This window comes from Bradyrhizobium barranii subsp. apii (genome assembly GCF_011516635.5).
Taxonomy (GTDB): Bacteria; Pseudomonadota; Alphaproteobacteria; order Rhizobiales; family Xanthobacteraceae; genus Bradyrhizobium; species Bradyrhizobium barranii.
In genome coordinates, this window is sequence record NZ_CP096255.1 from 9,281,463 (window position 1) to 9,300,195 (window position 18,733).

Annotated in this window: 12 protein-coding genes and 3 pseudogenes; 6 read left to right on the plus strand and 9 right to left on the minus strand. The window is 60.1% G+C overall.

Going from position 1 to position 18,733, the window contains the following annotated elements; genetic code table 11:
* Window positions 1-38: 38 nt before the first annotated feature.
* Window positions 39-425 carry a response regulator transcription factor gene (locus HAP41_RS44305; RefSeq protein ID WP_166072973.1) on the plus strand — a complete coding sequence of 129 codons (387 nt, stop codon included), beginning with the start codon at window positions 39-41 and terminating at the stop codon, window positions 423-425.
* A 1,847-nt stretch (window positions 426-2,272) separates the two neighbouring features.
* Here the strand turns inward: HAP41_RS44305 and istB (HAP41_RS44315) are convergent.
* The 4 genes from istB (HAP41_RS44315) to glmS form a co-directional block, all read right to left on the minus strand.
* The gene (gene istB / locus HAP41_RS44315; protein WP_166057122.1) at window positions 2,273-3,025 is read right to left on the minus strand and encodes an IS21-like element helper ATPase IstB; all 753 of its coding nucleotides are present in this window, start codon (window positions 3,023-3,025) and stop codon (window positions 2,273-2,275) included.
* A gap of 14 nt (window positions 3,026-3,039) precedes the next feature.
* Complete coding sequence (istA, locus tag HAP41_RS44320; RefSeq protein ID WP_166105319.1) at window positions 3,040-4,551, minus strand: IS21 family transposase; 1,512 nt, start codon at window positions 4,549-4,551, stop codon at window positions 3,040-3,042.
* 156 nt (window positions 4,552-4,707) lie between these two features.
* Window positions 4,708-4,902, minus strand: a complete 195-nt coding sequence (locus HAP41_RS44325; RefSeq protein ID WP_175617981.1) for a hypothetical protein — start codon at window positions 4,900-4,902, stop codon at window positions 4,708-4,710.
* A gap of 514 nt (window positions 4,903-5,416) precedes the next feature.
* Window positions 5,417-7,243: a glutamine--fructose-6-phosphate transaminase (isomerizing) gene (gene glmS / locus HAP41_RS44330; protein WP_166072953.1), complete on the minus strand. Its 1,827-nt coding sequence runs from the start codon at window positions 7,241-7,243 to the stop codon at window positions 5,417-5,419.
* A 553-nt stretch (window positions 7,244-7,796) separates the two neighbouring features.
* On the opposite strand from glmS, the gene HAP41_RS44335 reads away from it, so the two are divergent.
* The 4 genes and pseudogenes from HAP41_RS44335 to HAP41_RS44350 all read left to right on the plus strand — a co-directional run bounded on the left by HAP41_RS44335 (window position 7,797) and on the right by HAP41_RS44350 (window position 12,443).
* Window positions 7,797-9,128: an IS5 family transposase gene (locus HAP41_RS44335; protein WP_166072938.1), complete on the plus strand. Its 1,332-nt coding sequence runs from the start codon at window positions 7,797-7,799 to the stop codon at window positions 9,126-9,128.
* Between the two features lie 342 nt (window positions 9,129-9,470).
* Window positions 9,471-10,556 carry a GDP-mannose 4,6-dehydratase gene (gene gmd / locus HAP41_RS44340; protein ID WP_166072935.1) on the plus strand — a complete coding sequence of 362 codons (1,086 nt, stop codon included), beginning with the start codon at window positions 9,471-9,473 and terminating at the stop codon, window positions 10,554-10,556.
* Window positions 10,537-11,547 (plus strand): GDP-L-fucose synthase, encoded by a 1,011-nt coding sequence (gene fcl / locus HAP41_RS44345; RefSeq protein ID WP_166072927.1) that lies wholly within the window; start codon window positions 10,537-10,539, stop codon window positions 11,545-11,547. The genes gmd and fcl overlap by 20 nt, the downstream gene beginning before the upstream one ends.
* A gap of 60 nt (window positions 11,548-11,607) precedes the next feature.
* A pseudogene (locus HAP41_RS44350) lies at window positions 11,608-12,443 on the plus strand (IS5 family transposase).
* Window positions 12,444-13,080: 637 nt separating this feature from the next.
* Here the strand turns inward: HAP41_RS44350 and HAP41_RS44355 are convergent.
* A complete protein-coding gene (locus HAP41_RS44355; RefSeq protein ID WP_166072920.1) occupies window positions 13,081-13,323 on the minus strand; it encodes a DUF2274 domain-containing protein in 243 nt (80 codons plus the stop codon).
* 4 nt (window positions 13,324-13,327) lie between these two features.
* Window positions 13,328-14,092: pseudogene (locus HAP41_RS44360) on the minus strand (TraB/TrbI/VirB10 family type IV secretion system protein); the annotation flags it as partial.
* Between the two features lie 391 nt (window positions 14,093-14,483).
* Between HAP41_RS44360 and HAP41_RS44370 the strand changes: the two are divergent.
* Window positions 14,484-15,621: pseudogene (locus HAP41_RS44370) on the plus strand (IS256 family transposase); the annotation flags it as partial.
* A gap of 224 nt (window positions 15,622-15,845) precedes the next feature.
* On the opposite strand, the gene HAP41_RS44375 reads toward HAP41_RS44370, so the two are convergent.
* The 3 genes from HAP41_RS44375 to istB (HAP41_RS44385) all read right to left on the minus strand — a co-directional run bounded on the left by HAP41_RS44375 (window position 15,846) and on the right by istB (HAP41_RS44385) (window position 18,723).
* Entirely contained in the window at window positions 15,846-16,019 is a 174-nt protein-coding gene (locus HAP41_RS44375) for a hypothetical protein (RefSeq protein WP_166072911.1), read from the minus strand.
* A gap of 1,019 nt (window positions 16,020-17,038) precedes the next feature.
* Window positions 17,039-17,799 (minus strand): IS5 family transposase gene (locus tag HAP41_RS44380; protein ID WP_224580569.1). Its coding sequence is split into 2 segments (ribosomal slippage): window positions 17,039-17,470 and window positions 17,473-17,799, totalling 759 coding nucleotides; the frame shifts between segments, so codons are not numbered across the junction.
* Between the two features lie 162 nt (window positions 17,800-17,961).
* The gene (gene istB, locus HAP41_RS44385; protein WP_166072888.1) at window positions 17,962-18,723 is read right to left on the minus strand and encodes an IS21-like element helper ATPase IstB; all 762 of its coding nucleotides are present in this window, start codon (window positions 18,721-18,723) and stop codon (window positions 17,962-17,964) included.
* Between the last annotated feature and the right edge of the window lie 10 nt (window positions 18,724-18,733).

Here is an 18,733-nt window from a genome sequence, read left to right on the forward strand (position 1 = left end):
CTGCGGCAGCCGCCATTCCCGCGTCCGGAGGGCACGTCTTGTGCACGCCTTTAATATCTGTCGTTGACGACGACGCGTCGGTCCGCGCGGCGACAGAGAACCTTCTGAAATCGCGTGGCTACATCGTCCAAACGTTTGCGTCGGCCGAGGACTTCTTGAGGTCACCGCGATTGAACGAAACCTCCTGCGTAATTTCGGATCTGCAGATGCCGGTTATGAGCGGCTTGGACCTGTTGGCAGAAATGCGGGCGAGGGGTCACGGTGTGCCGTTCATTTTCATTACTGCGTTCCCGAACGACCGCGTGAGCGCCTCAGCCCTGGACGCGGGAGCGATTGGCTTTCTGGCCAAGCCCTTCGCCGGGCATACGCTGATCGAGTGCCTCGATGCTGCACTGCAGGAGAATCGCGACGGGGGGCACACCTAATCCAGAAGACCGCCAACCTCATGTCCAATCTGCGCACTTCTCACGCTACACGACATCGATCAGCTTCTTGGCGCCGAGCACGCTGCGCCTGTAATTAGAACTCCCAGAGGCCGGGTCCGCGCGCTCCAGTCTAATTGGTTGGTCCGCTTTTTTAGGCTCGTCACCCGCGAGTTCGCTCAAGCACGGTTCAAGACCTGCATGTTGAAATCCTATCTCGAGCTCGTACGATCTACTGGAATGAACTCCCCGAAATCGGCCGGCATCACCAGCGGTCGATTTCTTACTTTGGCTTATTGATCCTTTGACGTGCTCCGCTCGCTAGCCGCGTTGATCAAGACCAACGTTGCCGCCGCGAGGCTCGCGGTACTCGGCACTCCCGGCTCCGTTCAATCTCCGTAGGCTGGTGCTCAGGGTGATCCTCCTCCCGGACAGGATTCGACAGGTTCGCGCGCTTGCTTAGCTCGGTCTCGTTGCAGCAAGCATACTATTTTCAACAACGAAAGAGCTCTGCTCAGCCCAGGAGCTCTCCGGAAAGCATTTTCGAACCAATTGCTTGCGTCTTGTTCATCATCGATGTTGGTCGTCGGGCGAAAAGCTCTGTGGGACGAGCTCCTGTTCACCGCGCCTCCTTGTCTATTGGGGGGCCGCAATCGCTCCGTAGCTCCTTCACGCCCTATCTCAGGCTGCTCCTTTGCTCCTCATGAACTCTTGGGCCTCATCAGATCGCCCGGAAGACCTTTGCCTCCAGATACCCCACATAATCTGCGTGCAAAATGCCCGGCCTCCTTTCGACGGCCGGGCGGATCTTGGCCGCGCCTCGTAAAGTTATTACGACGCCGCCAATTCGATCTATCGGCTTGTGCAATGCTGTCACAGAGCGCACCAGGCACTAGCAGCTCGGCGAAGACTACGCCGGCCGGCTCAGTCTGCGTACCATCTTCTCCGCGCAGGAGCTCTTCTGAATGTGAGCCTTCCCCAAGGCCGCCTAGCGCAGCAAAGACGGCGCGAAGAGCACGACGAGATACGTTCCACGCAACTATACTCTAGTCACATAAAATCATCCTCGCAATCGTAGGTCGCTGAGCCTTCTGCGATCTCGGTATCACCGTTCTCACAGCTGCCAATTTCGGAAAGATATCGCGCGGCAGCGCCATTTCGCTGCCATTCACCATCACTGTTCCTTATCCAATTTTCTGACGTCTCTGGGTCGAGGACCATTTGTCGGCGTCAACCTCGACAAACCCCAACTTCTCCGCACCGGCTCCTGCTTCTGGATTAGCCGGACGCAAATTGAGCAACGGCCTTACCGTCCATTCGAAGTCGATGCTCGAGCAGAATATCGCCAGCGTTCTCGACAAGCGGATGAACGACCTGAAGATCTACACTCGAGGTAGTCCCCGTTCGCCCAGGAAACAGCTCCCGCCATCGCTTGACGTCGAACTCTGTCATGCTGTCGCCGCCTTCCATTCTTAGAAGCCCGACACTCTTGTTTCCTAATTGGCAGCTGAAATATCGCGCATTATCGGAATCTCGAGTTGTTCCATAGTCCTCAGCAATTTCCGCAGTTCGCCTTGCTCTTGCGGACACGAAATCTGAGTACTCTTGCGGGTTGTCGGCGATGTACTTGATCTCTTCGCCGTGATAGGTCTGAGCCTATTGCACCACAGGAGGGTTTTGAACGAGCGAATACGGTCTTGTTGCCGACGATGAGCAGCCACTGTGCGGATTCCGACGAAGCCGGCCATGCATTCCAATTCGAAGCCGGCCGGGTATTCCGATCTGAAGCCGGCCACCCGTGGCGTCGTTCGCATGGGTCAATTTCATGATGTCGTCGAGGGCTGGGAAGGTCAAGAGACCGGTTGATCTTGAGCGGGTTGCTTCTGCTTCCTGAGGCTCTCTCCTTTGAGTTCGATGCGGTAGGCATTGTGGACGAGGCGATCGAGAATCGCGTCGGCGATGGTGGGGTTGCCGATGATTTCGTACCAGCGATCGACGGGCAGCTGGCTGGTGACGATAATCGAGCGGGCTTCGTATCGATCCTCGACGATTTCGAGCAAATCACGGCGCTGGTCGGCGTCGAGAGGTTCTGGTCCCCAGTCGTCCAGGATCAGCAGATCAAGTCGTGCGATCGCCCGCAGCATCTTGGTATAGCGGCCATCGGCGCGGCCGAGTGCGAGAGCGGCGAAGAGACGCGGCACACGATGGTAGGCAACTGAGAAGTCGTCTCGGCAAGCCTTGTTGCCGAGGGCACAAGCGAGCCAGCTCTTGCCGACGCCGCACGGCCCGGTAACAAGGAGATTATGTCGTGCCCGGATCCAGTCGCCAGCGGCGAGTTTTAGAAAGAGCGTGCGGTCGAGGCCGCGGATAGCGCGGTAATCGACATCCTCGACGCAGGCGGCATGACGCAGCTTGGCGGCTCGAGCTCTGCTTTCGAACCGCTTTTGCTGGCGCAGCGTTTTCTCGTGTTCCAGGAGCAACGCCAGCCATTCGGCGTGTTCGAGGCTGCGCGCTTCGGACTGGGCATCGAGGTCCTTGAAGCCTTTGGCCATACCGTGGAGACCAAGGCTATGCAGCAGGTCGAGGGTGGGATGGGTGAGCATGCTGGATAATCCTTTCAATGGAAGTAACCGGGGCCGCGCAGATTGGGATGTTCGATGATCGCGTCCTCGGTATCGCGAGAACTGCGTTCGAGCTTGTTGGCGATGATGGAGGCGATGCTCTTGTAGGTCAGTGCGCTGACCGCGACCGCGCGGGCCGCGATCAGCTCGGCGCGTTCGGGATCAATATCCTTGAACAGCCGAAGCACGCCGAGACAGGTCCGGAATCCCTGTTCGGGATGAGGCCGATTGGCCAGGATGGCGAGAACGAGCCCCTCGGTGTTGGGCCCGATCGACCGCCCCCAGCGCCGGAATCGATCGGGAGTCCACTCGGCGTAACGCCGATGCGCACTGGGCATGTGATCGGGATCAGTGCCGTGCCGGCGGCCGCCATAACGGCGCTGGTGAGCAGCAACACGCAAACCCCGATGGAACAACTCGATGGTCCGGGTGGTGGCGCGAACGTCGACCTGCTCCCGGATCAGGCCGTGTGGAACTGAGTAGAAGAAGCCGTCGACCTCGACGTGATAATCGAGCGAGACGCGGGCCAGGAGCCATTCCGCGAACTGATAGTCGGCATCCGGCAACGGCGCCAGGACAGGCATCTCGACGGTCTCGAACAATTGTCGGCGGCTGACGCCGATCCGGCGCATGACGTGGGCGTTGATGCGCTCCAGCGCGGCGGCGATTGCCGCATTCGCCTCAGCCAGCGAGAAGAAGGTCTGCCGGCGAAGCCGCCCGAGGATATAGGTCTGGGCAAAACGCACTCCGGCTTCCACTTTTGCCTTATCCCGGGGCTTTCTTGGCCGTGCCGGAAGGATGCCAACGCCGTAATGGGACGCCATCATCCCGTAGCTGCGATTGATTTCGGGGTCGTAGAACGACGCCCGGTGCACGCCGGACTTCAGATTGTCAGGGACGACGAGGCGTGGCACCCCGCCAAAGAACCGGAACATTCGGACATGAGCCTCGATCCAGTCCGGAAGTGTCTGCGTCCAGGTCGCCTCGGCGTAGGTGTAATTCGAGGCGCCAAGCACGGCGACGAAGATCTCCGCGTCGCGCACAACCCCGGTTGCGCGATCAACGATCATGATCTTCTTGCCGGAGTAATCGACAAAGACCTTGTCGCCGGCCGGATGGTCCTGCCGCATCGTCGGAGACAGCCGCCGCTCGAATTCCCGGAATAAATCGCAGAACCGGCTGTAGCCATAACCTTCCGGATGGACCGCCCGGTACTCCTCCCACAGCACCATCAGATTGACGCCAGGCCGCTTCAGCTCACAGGCCAGCGAGGCCCAATCCGGCTCCCGGCGCCGGCGGAAGCCGCGCCTGACGCCGGCATGGGCAAACAGACGTTGTTCAAGAACGGCGTCGGTCAGATCGCCCGCCAAAGGCCACGCCAGCCCGGCAGTCGAGGCACGCTTGAGATTGTCCTGGATCGTGCTGCGCGCCACCCCGAGCGTGCGCCCGATCTCCCGGGCGCTCACCCCATCACGGGCAAGCCGCAGCATCTGTCGTATCTGTCGCATGGTCAGTTCTCTCTTGGCCGGCATCCGCTTCCCCTCGTGGATCAACGAGGGACTTGATGCCTGAAGGACTGACCCAAACGAAAACGCCGACTTCCAAAACCCGGCCGGCTTCAAATCGGAATGCCGGCCGGTTTCATTTCGGAATCGTGGCCGGCTTCAAATCGGAACGATGGCCGGCTTCAAGTCGGAATACCCGGCCGGAATAAATCGGAATCCGCAGCCACTGGGGCCTGGCGCGGCCAAGCGCATATTGGCGAACGCATCCGCGAAGCTGTTTGCATCCCATTGCTCGTCAGCTTCGACAAAGCGTGAGGATTGGAAGTCGGACAAGCCATTGATCCGATTATACATGGCGATTGGTGCTCCCAACGGGCATACACTTCCGCATTTGGTTCAGGCTTGTTAGACTCGGCGGAGTTGATAGGCTGACTGCCTTACCAGAACCTGACGCGAGACCGTGAATGCCCTCTCATCCTTTCGGCAAGCTTTCCTAAAGCGGCACCAATGCACGTCGCATTGGCGTTGCCGGGATTGGTGAGGCTACGAGCATGGCTCGCAATGTCAGCCTATCAGGAGCAGGTTCGATCGATAGTTCTTTTAATTGAATCAGCCGTCGAACGCTCTCCTTCTGATGCCGCGCGCCATGCTAGACGTATGCCCAGATTGCAGTCTCGATAAGTCCGGGGGAGCTCACGGCCTGCTAACAGTTACCAGAATTCGCGACAACCAAGTATCCGCCAACCATGACCAACCATGGATAAGCGCGAGACTACAGCCTTTCCGGATTTTGAATCCACCAGATGGGGCAGCCACCGCAGCCTGATGGCTAGACAACGGAGAAGCACCTCGACATTGCCGCGGCCGGCTATTCGACGGTGACCGATTTTGCTAAATTGCGCGGCTGATCCACATCCGTCCCCATAACGACGGCAGTATGATAGGCTAAAAGCTGAACCGGGATGGCATAAACCATGGGCGTAAAGCTTCCACCCATGTCCGGCATCACAATGGTCATGAGCGTATCCACCGTCGCTTCCGAAGCGCCCTTCGCATCAGTGATCAAGATGATGTTGCCGCCGCGAGCCGCGACTTCTTGCATGTTCGAGACAGTTTTTCCGAAGACCGCGTCGTATGGCGCGATCACCACCACGGGCACCGTCTCATCAATCAATGCAATCGGTCCGTGCTTGAGCTCGCCAGCGGCGTAGCCTTCTGAATGGATATACGAGATTTCCTTCAGCTTGAGCGCACCCTCCAGTGCCAGGGGGGCCGATGTGCCGCGGCCGAGATAGAGCACATCGCTCGACTTGGCGACATGACGCGCGAGTTTCTCGATCTGCGGCTCGATCAACAGCGCCGCAGCAATCAGCCGCGGCACTTCGATAAGCTCGCGGACAAGCTTCGATTCATCGATCTCGTGCAGTTTACCGCGCTCTTTGCCTGCTGCCAGGGCAAGCGCCGCCAATACCACTAGCTGGCAGATGAACGCCTTGGTGGAGGCGACGCCGATTTCCGGTCCCGCCAGCGTGGGCAACACGGATTCGCTCTCACGCGCAATCGTCGAGGTCTGGACGTTGACTACAGATATCGTGTGCAGACCCTGGCTCTTGGCGTAACGCAGCGCAGCCAGTGTGTCGGCAGTCTCCCCCGACTGCGAGATGACGATCGCGAGATCGCCCTTACGCAAAGGCGCCTCCCTGTAACGGAACTCGGATGCTACATCGATTTCGACCGGCAGACGTGCTAACCGCTCGAACCAGTATTTGGCGATGTGACCGGCATAGCTTGCCGTGCCGCAGGCCGTAATCGAGATTCGCTGAATCGAATTGAAGTTGAACGGTAGAGTCAGCGGCAGGGCTACGCGCTCGGCGCCGATATCGACATAATGAGCCAATGTCTGCCCGGCCACCATCGGCTGCTCGTGGATTTCCTTGGCCATGAAGTGTCGGTAATTCGCTTTATCTACCAGGAGTGACGACGCGCCTGACTTTGATGTTTCCCGGTGGACGATAGTGCCGTCCGCGTCGTGGATCACACAAGTCGTGCGGGTCAGCACGGCCCAGTCGCCATCTTCAAGATAGGCAATGGAATCGGTCAAGGGTGCGAGCGCGATCGCGTCCGATCCTAGATACGTTTCGCCATTGCCATGCCCAATCGCAAGGGGTGATCCCTTGCGCGCACCGATCAAAAGATCGTCGTGGCCTTTGAACAGGAATACCAGCGCGAAGGCTCCGTGCAGCCGCAGCAGCGACGCCTGCACCGCATGCTGTGGCGAGTAGCCATTCATGAGATAGGATTCAACGAGATGCGCCACCACCTCGGTGTCGGTCTCTGAACTGAAATGAGCTCCATTCTGTTCCAGTTCGGCTCTCAACTCGCGGAAATTCTCGATGATCCCATTATGAACGACCGCGACATTTTCCGTCGCATGCGGATGGGCATTTCTTTCGGTAGGCCTTCCATGAGTCGCCCATCGGGTGTGACCAATACCGATATGACCCGATAGCGGATGCCGGTGCAGCCGCTCGGCAAGGTTTCTCAATTTGCCTTCAGCGCGGCGGCGCTCGATACGGAGACCTTCGAGCGTCGCAACGCCTGCGGAGTCGTAGCCACGATACTCCAACCGCTCGAGCGAAGCGACCAACTGTCTAACGACCGGACCACGCCCCAGGATGCCGACAATTCCACACATGCTGATCAATGCACCCCAAGTTCACGAAGCCGCGGCTTCCGAATGGTCTGCTGTCGACGTAGTTGCGGGGCTGCTCTAGCGTGTGTTGCCATTTGTTACTGGAAATGTTTGTCGCGCTCGTTCAGGCGAACATGCGATACTCGGACAGATGCATGCTCCGCTTGTCGAGATCAGACTAAGCGATCAATATCGATAGCTCGATTGTACGAAGGTAAACTTTCGATGTCGAAACGTTCGAAGAACTATACAAGTGTTTGCAAGCTCCCCGTATTTCCTGCACCAGCAGAAGCGATTGTCATCGATATGGTCGATGAGCTTGCTGCGCCCTAGGCTGAGTGTTCTGTTGGAAGTTGAGTGAGCGGCACGCATTGTGGGCTGCGATATCTAGTCGTCCGTGAAGAGCGGCTAAGCGATTGAGCTGGAATCGCATTTGTCGTTTTGGATTGTTAGGATTGCAGGGTTTTGATGCTTCGGACATCGGAACCTTGCAGTTTCATTTTCGGGTTTCCGTCGAATCGCCAGTCATGATTCCGTCGTTGCGTCGGAGGTGGCGATGCGACCGAAGAAGCACAAGACGACGGGATCGGGCGATCTGTTCCGGGCCAGGCTGGACCAGATCATCAATATGAAGCACGAGCTGGTTCAGCTCGCCGGCAAGGTCGATTGGGACTGGATCGACGGCGAGATCGCGCCGCTCTATAGCGAGAACGGCCGGCCGGGCATCGCGACCCGCTTCATGATCGGGCTGCTGCTGCTCAAGCACATTTACGGCCTGTCCGACGAGGGGGAGCGTTGGGTCCACGACCCGTATTTCCAGTACTTCACCGGCGAAGAGTTCTTTCAGCACGCGTTCCCGCACGAGCGCTCGGACCTGAGCCACTGGCGCAAGCGGCTCGGCGACAAGCTGGAGCTGTTGCTGGCCGAGAGCTTGCGGGTGGCGCACGAGGCCGGCGCGTTACGCAGCCAAGACCTCAAGCGGGTCACGGTCGATACCACCGTGCAGCCGAAGGCGATCACCTTCCCGACCGACGCCAAGCTGCTGCACGCGGCGATCAAGGGGCTCAACCGCCTGGCGAGGAAGCACGGGGTCAAGCTGCGGCAGTCCTATCTTCGCATTGCCAAGACCGCGGCAATGATGGCGGGACGCTACGCCCATGCCAAGCAATTCAAGCGTCATCATCGGCAGCTGCGCAGCCGGCTGGGCCGGATCATCCGCGATATCCGCTGCAAGATCGAAGGTCAGGCTGTGCTCGAGAACGCGTTCGCCCTCTCGCTCAGCCGGGCCACGCAGATTCGCGCGCAGCAGCAGCGCCAGCGCGGCTGGAAGCTCTATTCCTTCCACGCCCCGGAGGTGGAATGCATCGGCAAGGGCAAAGCAGCCGCGCCTTACGAGTTCGGTGTCAAAGCCTCTATCGTCACCAACAACCGCCGGGCTCCCGGTGGCCTGTTCGTGCTGCACGCCAGGGCGCTACCCGATAACCCGTACGACGGTCACACCTTGCGGGACGTCATCGACCGCACCGAGACACTCACCGGCTGCGCGATCGAGCGGGCCTATGTCGACAAGGGATATCGCGGCCACGACGCACAAAATCCCCGTCGCGTCTTCATCTCTGGCCAGAAGCGCGGCGTCTTCGGTGTCATCAAGCGCGAGCTGCGCCGCCGCTCCGCCATCGAACCCATCATCGGACACCTGAAAGTCGATGGTTACCTCGGCCGCTGCTACCTCAAAGGCCGTGCCGGCGATGCGGCCAACGTCATCCTCTCCGCCGTCGGCTATAACTTCCGCCGTATCCTCGCCTGGCTCAGGAAGCTCTTGCGCTTCATCCTGACCGTCCTTTGGCGCGCCTTCGCAACCCCAGTCGCCCTCAATCCCGCTTGTTAACGGACGACTATCTATGCACAGGCTGTGGCTGGGTGTCGGCCTGCATGCTGCGATTCTATCAATGCAATGCCGATCTCCTAACTTTCAACTGGCTAACCTCAGCACGTCGCTTTATCCGGCCACGATAAGCCAGGTCCGAATGATTTTAATGTTGGGAGCAACTGCCGGATCGGTATAAATCAATGTATGTAGTGTACATGTATATATGATGTGTATGATCGGAGCTGACGATCGCTTTCCTCTAGTTGCGGGTGGAGCGCGCTTGAGCATCTAGATCTCTCGCAGCCGCTTCGCAACTGGCGTTCTTAAGGGGGGCTCTTTACGGCGCAACCAATAGAGACCATGGCGGCTCAGAATTCAAAGCGGCGCGTTGCGCTGATCACCGGCATCACCGGGCAGGACGGCGCGTACCTCGCCGAATATCTGCTCGGCCTCGGCTATACCGTGCACGGGATCAAGCGTCGATCGTCCTCGTTCAACACCGCGCGCGTCGACCATCTCTACCAGGATCCGCACGCCGGCAACGTGCCGTTCCTGATGCACTACGGCGACATGACCGATTCGACCAATCTGATCCGGCTGGTGCAGCAGATCCGGCCGACCGAGATCTACAACCTCGCCGCCCAGAGCCACGTCCAGGTCAGTTTCGAGAGCCCGGAATACACCGCCAACGCCGATGCCATCGGCGTGCTGCGCCTGCTGGAGGCGATCCGCATCCTCGGCATGGAAAAGGAGACCCGGTTCTACCAGGCCTCGACCTCGGAGCTCTACGGGCTCGTGCAGGAGGTGCCGCAGAAGGAGACTACGCCGTTCTATCCGCGCTCGCCCTACGGCGTCGCCAAGCTTTACGGCTACTGGATCACGGTGAACTACCGTGAGGCCTACGGCATGTTCGCCAGCAACGGCATCCTGTTCAACCATGAGAGCCCGATCCGCGGCGAGACCTTCGTGACGCGCAAGATCACCCGCGCCGTCGCCCGCATCGAGGTCGGCCTGGAGAACAAGCTCTTTCTCGGCAATCTCGATGCCAAGCGCGACTGGGGCCACGCCCGCGACTATGTCGAGGGCATGCACAAGATCCTCCAGGTGGACGAGCCCGGCGACTTCGTGCTCGCGACCGGCGAGACGCGCTCGGTTCGCGAATTCGTCGAGCTGGCATTTGCGGAAGTCGGCCGCAGCGTCGAATGGCGCGGCAAGGGCGTCGAGGAGATCGGCGTCGACAAGGCGACCGGCAACACCCTGGTGCAGATCGACCCGGTCTATTTCCGTCCGACCGAGGTCGATCTTCTGATCGGCGACGCCAGCAAGGCGCGCGCCAAGCTCGGCTGGACGCCGAAGACGCCGTTCGCGCAACTGGTGAATGAAATGGTCGCCAGCGATCTCGTCGAGGCCAGGCAGGATGCGGCCAATGGCAAGCACGGCGTTTGAACTGAAGGGCAAGACGGTCTTCGTCGCCGGCCATCGCGGCATGGTCGGCTCGGCGCTGATGCGCCGGCTGGCGCGCGAAGGGGCCGAGCTGCTGACGGTGTCGCGCGGCGAGGTTGATCTGCGCGACCAGGCCGCGGTCAGCGCCTGGTTTGCCGCGAAGCGGCCGCAGGCGGTGTTCCTCGCCGCCGCCAAGGTCGGCGGCATCGTCGCCAACAACACGCTGCGGGCGGAATTCCTCTACGACAATCTGGCGATCTCGACCAATGTGATCCAGGCGGCGCATGCCAATGGTTGCGAGAAGCTGATGTTCTTCGGCTCGTCCTGCATCTATCCGCGCCTGGCGCCGCAGCCGCTGCGCGAGGATTCGATGCTGACCGGCCCGCTGGAGCCGACCAACGAGCCCTATGCCATCGCCAAGATCGCCGGCATCAAGATGGCCGAGACCTATCGCAGCCAGTACGGCGCCGATTTCATCAGCGTGATGCCGACCAATCTCTACGGTCCCGGCGACAATTATCATCCCGAATACAGCCACGTCGTCGCCGCGCTGATCCGTCGCTTCCATGAAGCCAAGGTCTCGGGTGTCGGCAGCGTCGTGGTGTGGGGCACCGGCACGCCGCGCCGTGAATTCCTCTATGTCGACGACCTCGCGGATGCCTGCATCCACCTGATGAAGACCTATTCCTCACCGGAACTGGTCAATATCGGCACCGGCGAGGACATCACCATCGCCGAGTTCGCACTCTTGGTGGCGGCGGCCGTCGGCTATCGCGGTGAGATCAGCTTCGACACGTCGCGCCCGGACGGCACCCCGCGCAAGCTGCTCGACGTCAGCCATTTGGCCAGGCTCGGCTGGCGTGCCCAGACCTCACTGGAGGAAGGCATTAAGTTGGCGTACCGGGCGTATCTCGGCCAGAGCAATAAAGGCCACCAGAGTGATCCAGCTCATCCCCGGCAAGTGGGCTTAAGTGTCTGTTCCAAAACATGTTGAGTCGAATGAATCGGTTGTGATTCAAGGTGAGCGGCCTGATTCGATGGGGACGCGCCGCCAATGTGGACTACCGAGAACCGTGCACGCTACGACCGCAGCCGCCTGCGCTATCCGAGCGACTTGACCGACGAGGAGTGGGCGCTGATCGCGCCTCGCATCCCGCCGGCCAAGCGCGGCGGCAACAAGCGTACGGTGGACCTGCGCGAGATTGCCAACGGGCTGATGTACATCCTGAGCACAGGTTGCCAGTGGCGCGCGATCCCCAAGGACCTGCCGCCGCGCTCGACGCTGTATGGCTACTTCGATCTGTGGAGCTGGAACGGCACGCTCGATAAAATTCATCACGCCCTCTATGTCGAATGTCGCGAAAGGGCCGAGCGCGAGGCTTCTCCCACCGCCGCCATCATCGATAGCCAGAGCGTGAAAAGCGCTGAAAAAGGGGGCCTCATGATCTCCATGGCTACGACGCGGGCAAGAAGATCAAGGGCAAGAAGCGGCACATTCTCGTCGACACGCAAGGCCTCTTGATGCACGCCATCGTGCATGCGGCGGACATCCAGGATCGCGACGGCGGCGTGCTCCTGATGGCAACGTTGTTCGGCCTCTATCCCTTTCTTCTGAAGCTCTACGCCGACGGCGGATATCAAGGGCCACATTTCCAGAAGGGGCTGCGTAGCGCTCTGAAGCGCGTGAACCTCGAAATCGTCAAACGCTCCGATCAGGCTCACCGTTTCGTCGTCTTGCCCAAACGCTGGATCGTCGAGCGTACCTTTGCCTGGCTCGGGCGATGCCGAAGACTGTCCAAAGATTGGGAATGCTTCAATCACAGGGCGCTCGCCTTTCTCAAGCTGGCCTCCATCCGACTCATGCTGCGAAAGCTATGCAATCCAAGGTAATCTTTCCGGACAGACTCTAAGGGAAGGCAATCCTGCACGACGAGTCCGCGGCGACTCTCCCGGCCGTCCGTCAGCCCAGGCCATTCGGTAATAATGTACTCCGTGAACGGCCTTCTTCTCACACGGCGACCGGTTGGATCCTCAACATGTAAGTCCCGGTACATGCTGGCCAGCATGCGGATCAACCGGCTTGCATCACGACGCAAAATGATCATGATCGCGGATGTGTTGTTCTACTCCGCCGAAGTCGACAGTTGATAAGCGCGATCTGAAGTCGATGCTGAGCCGCGATCGATCATTGAGTTGGAACGCGCCAATATTCCTCTTCAGCCATGCCCAGCGATAGTCCGTCATCAGCACCCACGGCGATAGCGTGACGATGCAGAACTACGAGAGACGAAAAGCCTTTGAGGATTTTTTGTTTTCCAAGCCAGTTTAGCCTGAAGGCGCCAAAAATCGAGCGCCACGGTGTCAGCCGCCGCCGCGAGCCTGATTAGCACGAACGCAGGAATCGTATGCGAGCCTCTTCTACGCGAATTGCGCGACGGAACCGGCCGCGGCCGGCTCGACTCTTGGGCATATTCGCGAGCGGACAACGACAACCCAAGTTGGCCGCATTGAACTTGCTGTCAGAGCGCTACCCCTCGCCTCCAGTCGCACGCTGACGCGCGCGCCGAGCTTTGCGAAAGCTCCTGTCCGCCGCCATGAACCTCGCCAGCATAGGTGCGATCAGCTTGGCTGGATCCTGAACGGGTTGTCCCGTTTCCTGGGCCAGGATTTCAGCGTAGGCAGCGAGGTCCCGGTGGACGATTGCCGGCAGTTCGTGCGCCACTTTGATCGGTTTGTCGTCTTCGATCGCTCCAAGCTTGAGCTTGGCCATCGCGTTATCCCCTATATGGTTCGAGCACCAGGTCGCGGTTGACGATCACCCTCACCGGGAATGCCTGGCGGATCGTCAACGTTGGCTGGATGTTGAGATTGCGGCAAACCAGCTGCTGTCCTGTCTGATTTGCGGAATCCTCCGCTCCACGCCGGAGCGCAGCAATGAGGTCGCTGTTGGTGTTGCCTGCGTCCGCGCCCGAATTGACCTCCGTGCCAACAGCGAGCAGTCTCGAAAGCGCTGCTGCGCCCAAGAGCTCTTTCCAGTGATTGTCGACCTCGTCCTCGAGGCCGGCGTATCCAGATGCATCTGCGCCAGGCTGCCGTTCCAGGACGATCGAACGCCCGTTCGGCATAATCAGCCGCGTCCAAACCAACAGTACGCGCGACTGGCCAAATGCCGCCTGGCTGTCGTAGGTGCCGATCAGCCTTCGAGCTCGCCGCGTTGGATTGTCATAGACAGCTTCCGTCACCTGCGCCGTGATTTGCCCCGGTAGATCGGATCGAATGCCCGTGATAAGAGCGGCCGGAATGACTGTGCCGGCCTGCACCACAAACGGCGAAGCTGGCCTCACGAGGCGATCCGGACTGGTCGTCCGGCGGTCGACGGATGCGCTGACGAAGGCGAGCTTCCGTTCCTGGCCATTCTGGGCGAACGTTTCATCAGATGATGTCGTGGCATTCGAAGGCGTTTCATTGGCCGATGTCACAGCAGTTGAGGGACAGACATTGGTGCTGGCAACGACCTTGCTGGTACGACTCGTGCTTGTCGTGAGGATCGATCACACGCAACCCCGCTGACGCAGCATGTACCACATCAAGAAGGTGCTTCATTCTCATATGACATTCGCCGGTGCCACGGCCGAACGCAGCTTCTAAGACCGCGCCCTTTGCTTCTCAGTCAACCTGAATAGCGTTGGCTACATCGTCTCGCATTTTCCCGTACATGAGGATGATGCGCGAGCCACCGAGAAACTGCTCTATGAGAATCCGGTCGTGTCCCAGTGATGGTGTAGCTCGGTAGAGCAAAGCCGCCCGTACGCGCGCCTCAAATAGCGCCGTAGCGGGCGGGCGGCTTTGCGGTGGTCACCGGCGATTCGCCGGTAGGATCGGGTTGCGACACGCCAACGCAACCGAGGAACCACCGATGACCGACGATATGTGAACCTGCGCACGCTCGTGGAGAAGACCCCTGATGCCGATCTGTTGCGCGAGATGATCGGCTTTTCCGCCCAGCGGCTGATGGAGCTGGAAGTCGAGGGCCACACCGGGCGGCCTACGGCGAGAAGAACCCCGAACGGCTGGCCCAGCGCAACAGCTACCGCGACCGGACCTGGGAGACCCGGGCCGGCACGGTCGAGCTTCGCATCCCCAAGCTGTGCAAGGGCTCCTACTACCCGGGTTTCCTGGAGCCGCGCCGGATGGCCGAGAAGGCGCTCACCGCCGTAGTTCAGGAAGCCTATGTGCAGGGCGTCTCGACCGCTCATCGACGATCTCGTCCAGGCGATGGGGATGAGCGGCATCTCCAAGAGCCAGGTGAGCCGGCTCTGCGCGGAGATCGACGACAAGGTGAAGGCGTTCCTCGCCCGGCCGATCGAGGGCGACTGGCCGTATCTGTGGATCGACGCCACCTACGTGAAGGTGCGCCAGCAGGGGCGTATCGTGTCGGTCGCAGTGATCGTCGCTGTTGGCGTCAACAGCGACGGCCGGCGCGAAGTTCTCGGCATGGATATTGGCCCTTCCGAGGCCGAGACGTTCTGGACGGCGTTCCTGCGCAAGCTCGCTCGCCGGGGCTTGCGTGGCGTCAAGTTGGTCGTCTCCGACGCCCATGAGGGCATCAAGGCCACCGTCGCCAAGGTGCTCAACGCCGGCTGGCAACGGTGCCGCGTCCACTTCATGCGCAACGCGCTGGCGCGCGCCGGCAAGAGCGGGCGGCGCGTCGTCTCCGCCTTCATTGCCACCGCCTTCGCCCAGGACGATGCCGAAGCCGCAACGGCGCAGTAGCGCAAGGTCGCCGATCAACTCCGCCCCAAGCTGCCCAAGCTTGCCGACTTCCTCGACGAAGCGGAGACCGATGTGCTGGCCTACATGAATTCCCGCCGCAACATCGCACCAAGCTGCACTCCACGAACCCAATCGAGCGCCTCAACGGCAAGATCAAGCGGCGCACCGAGGTGGTTGGCATCTTCCCCAACGAGGATGCCATCTCCGCCTCATCGGCTCGATCCTGCTCGAGCCGAACGATGAATGGGCCGTCCAGCGTGCCCGTTACATGACACTGGAAACCATCGCGCCGTTGAGTAAGGCGTCGGGTTCGCTCGCGACCTTTGCTTCCTTCAGGATTTTACCCTGGGCATCACAACGCACACGCTCGACAGTTCCAATGACACGTCGATTCCGGCCTAGTTCTCCACGGCAACCCTCCGTCTCAGGATGCTTGGGCCGACTCAAGTCGTGACCCCGTTTGATCAGGGGACAGCCACCATCATGCCCCCTTGCTCGGAGCAGGGCCCCTTACCGCATCTAGCCTGACCAGGCCGCGCTCTGCGGCTGATCAATCGTCTTGAGCGATGCATCGAGTTCTGCGATTAGCGCGCTGTGCCTGTTCTTGTCCGCTATTGGCGGGCAGCTATCGCCGATCGCAATTGGCTTTCGAAGATGAGCGATATCGGCAGCGACAAATTCGTCGAGTGTCATGGCAGTCACCTCCTTTCTGCCTGACATCCGCAGCATGAGTGGTTAAGAGAGCGTAAAGACCTAGCGTCTCGCCCATAGGGCTGAGAAGACCTTCGCCTTTCCGCGCGGCATATGCCTAGCGCCTATCAGCCCCAACAGAATGACTTTGGCATGCATAGACGACCGTGCGGTGCTGCGCGGCGTTGATAAGTCCGGCGGCTCCGGATTTGCAAGATTATCGGTGCGAGCCGGCCTCACATAGCCAGGACTCTTTCCAAGGTGCAGCAAGATGGATGGTTGGATAGTGACGGTCACCATCCTCAAGGAAGACAGCGACGACGACGAACAGGCATGTAACTTTGCGGTCAGCCGTGAAGCTGCCCCTGAAAGACTGCGGGGGCAAAGGCCGCAATGCTAAACTGCCCGATCGAAGAGAAGCAATTGCAAAGGCCCGGCGTGGAGCCTGGCGAGCTGATCGCTATACTCGATGACTAGATCGATCCAATCATCTCGCGACCCCAAAGTCACTAAAAGCGCTGCACGTCTGATCTCGCTCACCCGTGTCCGATTGATGACATGTGTCCGGAAGCCGCCATTTGAATTGCGAGAAATTGCTCGGGCCAAAGCTGGAAGCGATGCGTTCTGCCTCTCCTTCAAGCAGAGTTGCATTTCGACTATTTGGCACGCCGGTTGCTACCCCCTTATGGCTTGGTTGCTTACTGATGAACCTCGTGAGACGGCCAAGTCTCCACCAGCAACTCGTGCGGGCGGCTCCTTCCGCCGTCCGCACCCTTTTCACGGTGCTGGCCTTAGCGCCGCGCTTCGTGTGGATCGTGACCTGTGGAAAGGCTGCGCAGCTTTTCGCCTCTTTTGCGTCGCGACGGTCTGGCATGAGAGTTGCTGAGAGACGTTTGGACTCGGCTTCTCATACTTTCGCGCAACCCCCATGAGATGGCGAAGTCCGCGCAGCCTTGCGCTAGCGCGAGCGGCTCCTCCAGCCGCTCGCGCTTCTTTCGGTAGCATCGGCCTAGGGTCTGGACTCAATTGATCCACCAAGTGATCGCGGCGGCCAGCAGGATTGCAGACAGGAAGATGTCTGCGCGCTTGTCGTATCGGGTTGCGATGCGGCGGAAGTCCTCGAGACGGCAGAACATCCGCTCGATGACGTTGCGGCCTTTGTAGGCGACCTTATCGTAGCGATGCGGATGCTTGCGGGTCGGATTTGGCGGGATCACGGCCTTGATGCGGCGTGCGGCTAGTTCGTCGCGCAGGCTTCTGGCGTCGTAGGCTCGATCAGCCAGCAGACGGCGCGGGGTACGAACCATGCCGATCAAACCGCGTGCACCGACCAGGTCGTGGGTGTTGCCGGGGGTGATCAGGAAGGCAAGCGGACGGCCGATATCGTCGGTCAGCGCGTGGATTTTGGTGGTCTGCCCGCCGCGCGAGCGGCCGATCGCGTTGTTGAAGGCCCCCCTTTTGCGCCGGCCGCGGAGCGATGGGCTTTGATGTAACTGGAATCCACCGACATCGATCCGTACATGCCGGTCGATCCGGTCAGGGCGTAAAAAATATCCGTCCAAATCCCCTGTCGGTTCCAGCGGTTGAAGCGGTTGTAGACCGTCGTGTAGGGGCCGTAGACTTCCGGGCAATCGCGCCAGCGCGAACCAGATTTCAGCATGTGCACAATGCCGCTGATCACGCGTCTATCATCGACCCGATGCGCTCCCTTGCGCCCTCGTGGCAACAACGGCTCAATCCGCCGCCATTCCGCATCGCTGAGCCAGTAGACCTGCTTTGCCATTCAAGCCTCCCTTCCGCTGAGAAGCTTGAATCACAGTCCAATTCCAGATGGAATCTGGAGGGTTGCATATTTCAGTGATCGTGAGCAGCGATTTCGCGCGATCATGAGCGCCGAATTCAGACGATCGTGAGCAGCCTCGCTCCGGCCGAGGCGGTGATAGGGTCAGCGTTCTGGCTGCTCGTCAAGGGTGATGGTTTTGGCGTTGCGTTTTCGCATGCTTTCGCCAGCAAGCTGGAGGCGGTGAGCGTTGTGGACGAGGCGATCCAGAATCGCGTCGCCTAGCGTGGGATCTCTGATAACTTCGTGCCATGTGTCCACAGGGAGTTGGCTGGTTACGATGGTGGAGGAGCGGCCATGGCGATCGTCAAGGATTTCCAGTAGATCGCGCCGCTCGGCAGCGGTGAGCACCGACAATCCCCAATCATCCAAAATCAGAACCTGGGCGCGGCCAAGGGTTTTGAGCAAGCGGGCATAACGTCCATCGCCCCGCGCGAGCCCCAACGCTTCGAACAATCTTGGGACGCGGTGATAGAGGACCGAGCGATTATCTCGGCAGGCCTTGTGGCCGAGGGCACAGGCTAACCAACTTTTGCCCAATCCGGTCGCCCCGGTTATGAGCAAATTCTCGTGGCGATCGATCCAGTCGCCGCTGGCGAGCTTGGCGAAGACGGCCCGGTCGATACCCCGCGGCGTGCGCAAATCGACGTCCTCCACGCAGGCATTCTGGCGGAGCGAGGCCAGCTTGAGGCGCGTGGTGAGCCGCCTGGTGTCGCGTTCCGCCGCTTCCCGGTCGACCAGCAGGCCGATGCGATCTTCGAACGGCAAGGCTTCGAGATCAGGCGATCGTCGCTGCTCCTCGAAGGCCTTGGCCATGCCGCTCAAGCCGAGCTCGATCAGGCGTTCGTGGGTGGGATGGTTGAGCATACAGGTCTCC

Coding starts and splice junctions, on each gene's coding strand:
- HAP41_RS44335 (WP_166072938.1), top strand. CDS start 7,797: ATGCGACCGAAGAAGCACAAGACGACGGGATCGGGCGATCTGTTCCGG.
- fcl (WP_166072927.1), top strand. CDS start 10,537: ATGGCAAGCACGGCGTTTGAACTGAAGGGCAAGACGGTCTTCGTCGCC.
- gmd (WP_166072935.1), top strand. CDS start 9,471: ATGGCGGCTCAGAATTCAAAGCGGCGCGTTGCGCTGATCACCGGCATC.
- istA (WP_166105319.1), bottom strand. CDS start 4,551: ATGCGACAGATACGACAGATGCTGCGGCTTGCCCGTGATGGGGTGAGC.
- glmS (WP_166072953.1), bottom strand. CDS start 7,243: ATGTGTGGAATTGTCGGCATCCTGGGGCGTGGTCCGGTCGTTAGACAG.
- HAP41_RS44325 (WP_175617981.1), bottom strand. CDS start 4,902: ATGTATAATCGGATCAATGGCTTGTCCGACTTCCAATCCTCACGCTTT.
- istB (WP_166057122.1), bottom strand. CDS start 3,025: ATGCTCACCCATCCCACCCTCGACCTGCTGCATAGCCTTGGTCTCCAC.
- HAP41_RS44355 (WP_166072920.1), bottom strand. CDS start 13,323: ATGGCCAAGCTCAAGCTTGGAGCGATCGAAGACGACAAACCGATCAAA.
- istB (WP_166072888.1), bottom strand. CDS start 18,723: ATGCTCAACCATCCCACCCACGAACGCCTGATCGAGCTCGGCTTGAGC.
- HAP41_RS44375 (WP_166072911.1), bottom strand. CDS start 16,019: ATGACACTCGACGAATTTGTCGCTGCCGATATCGCTCATCTTCGAAAG.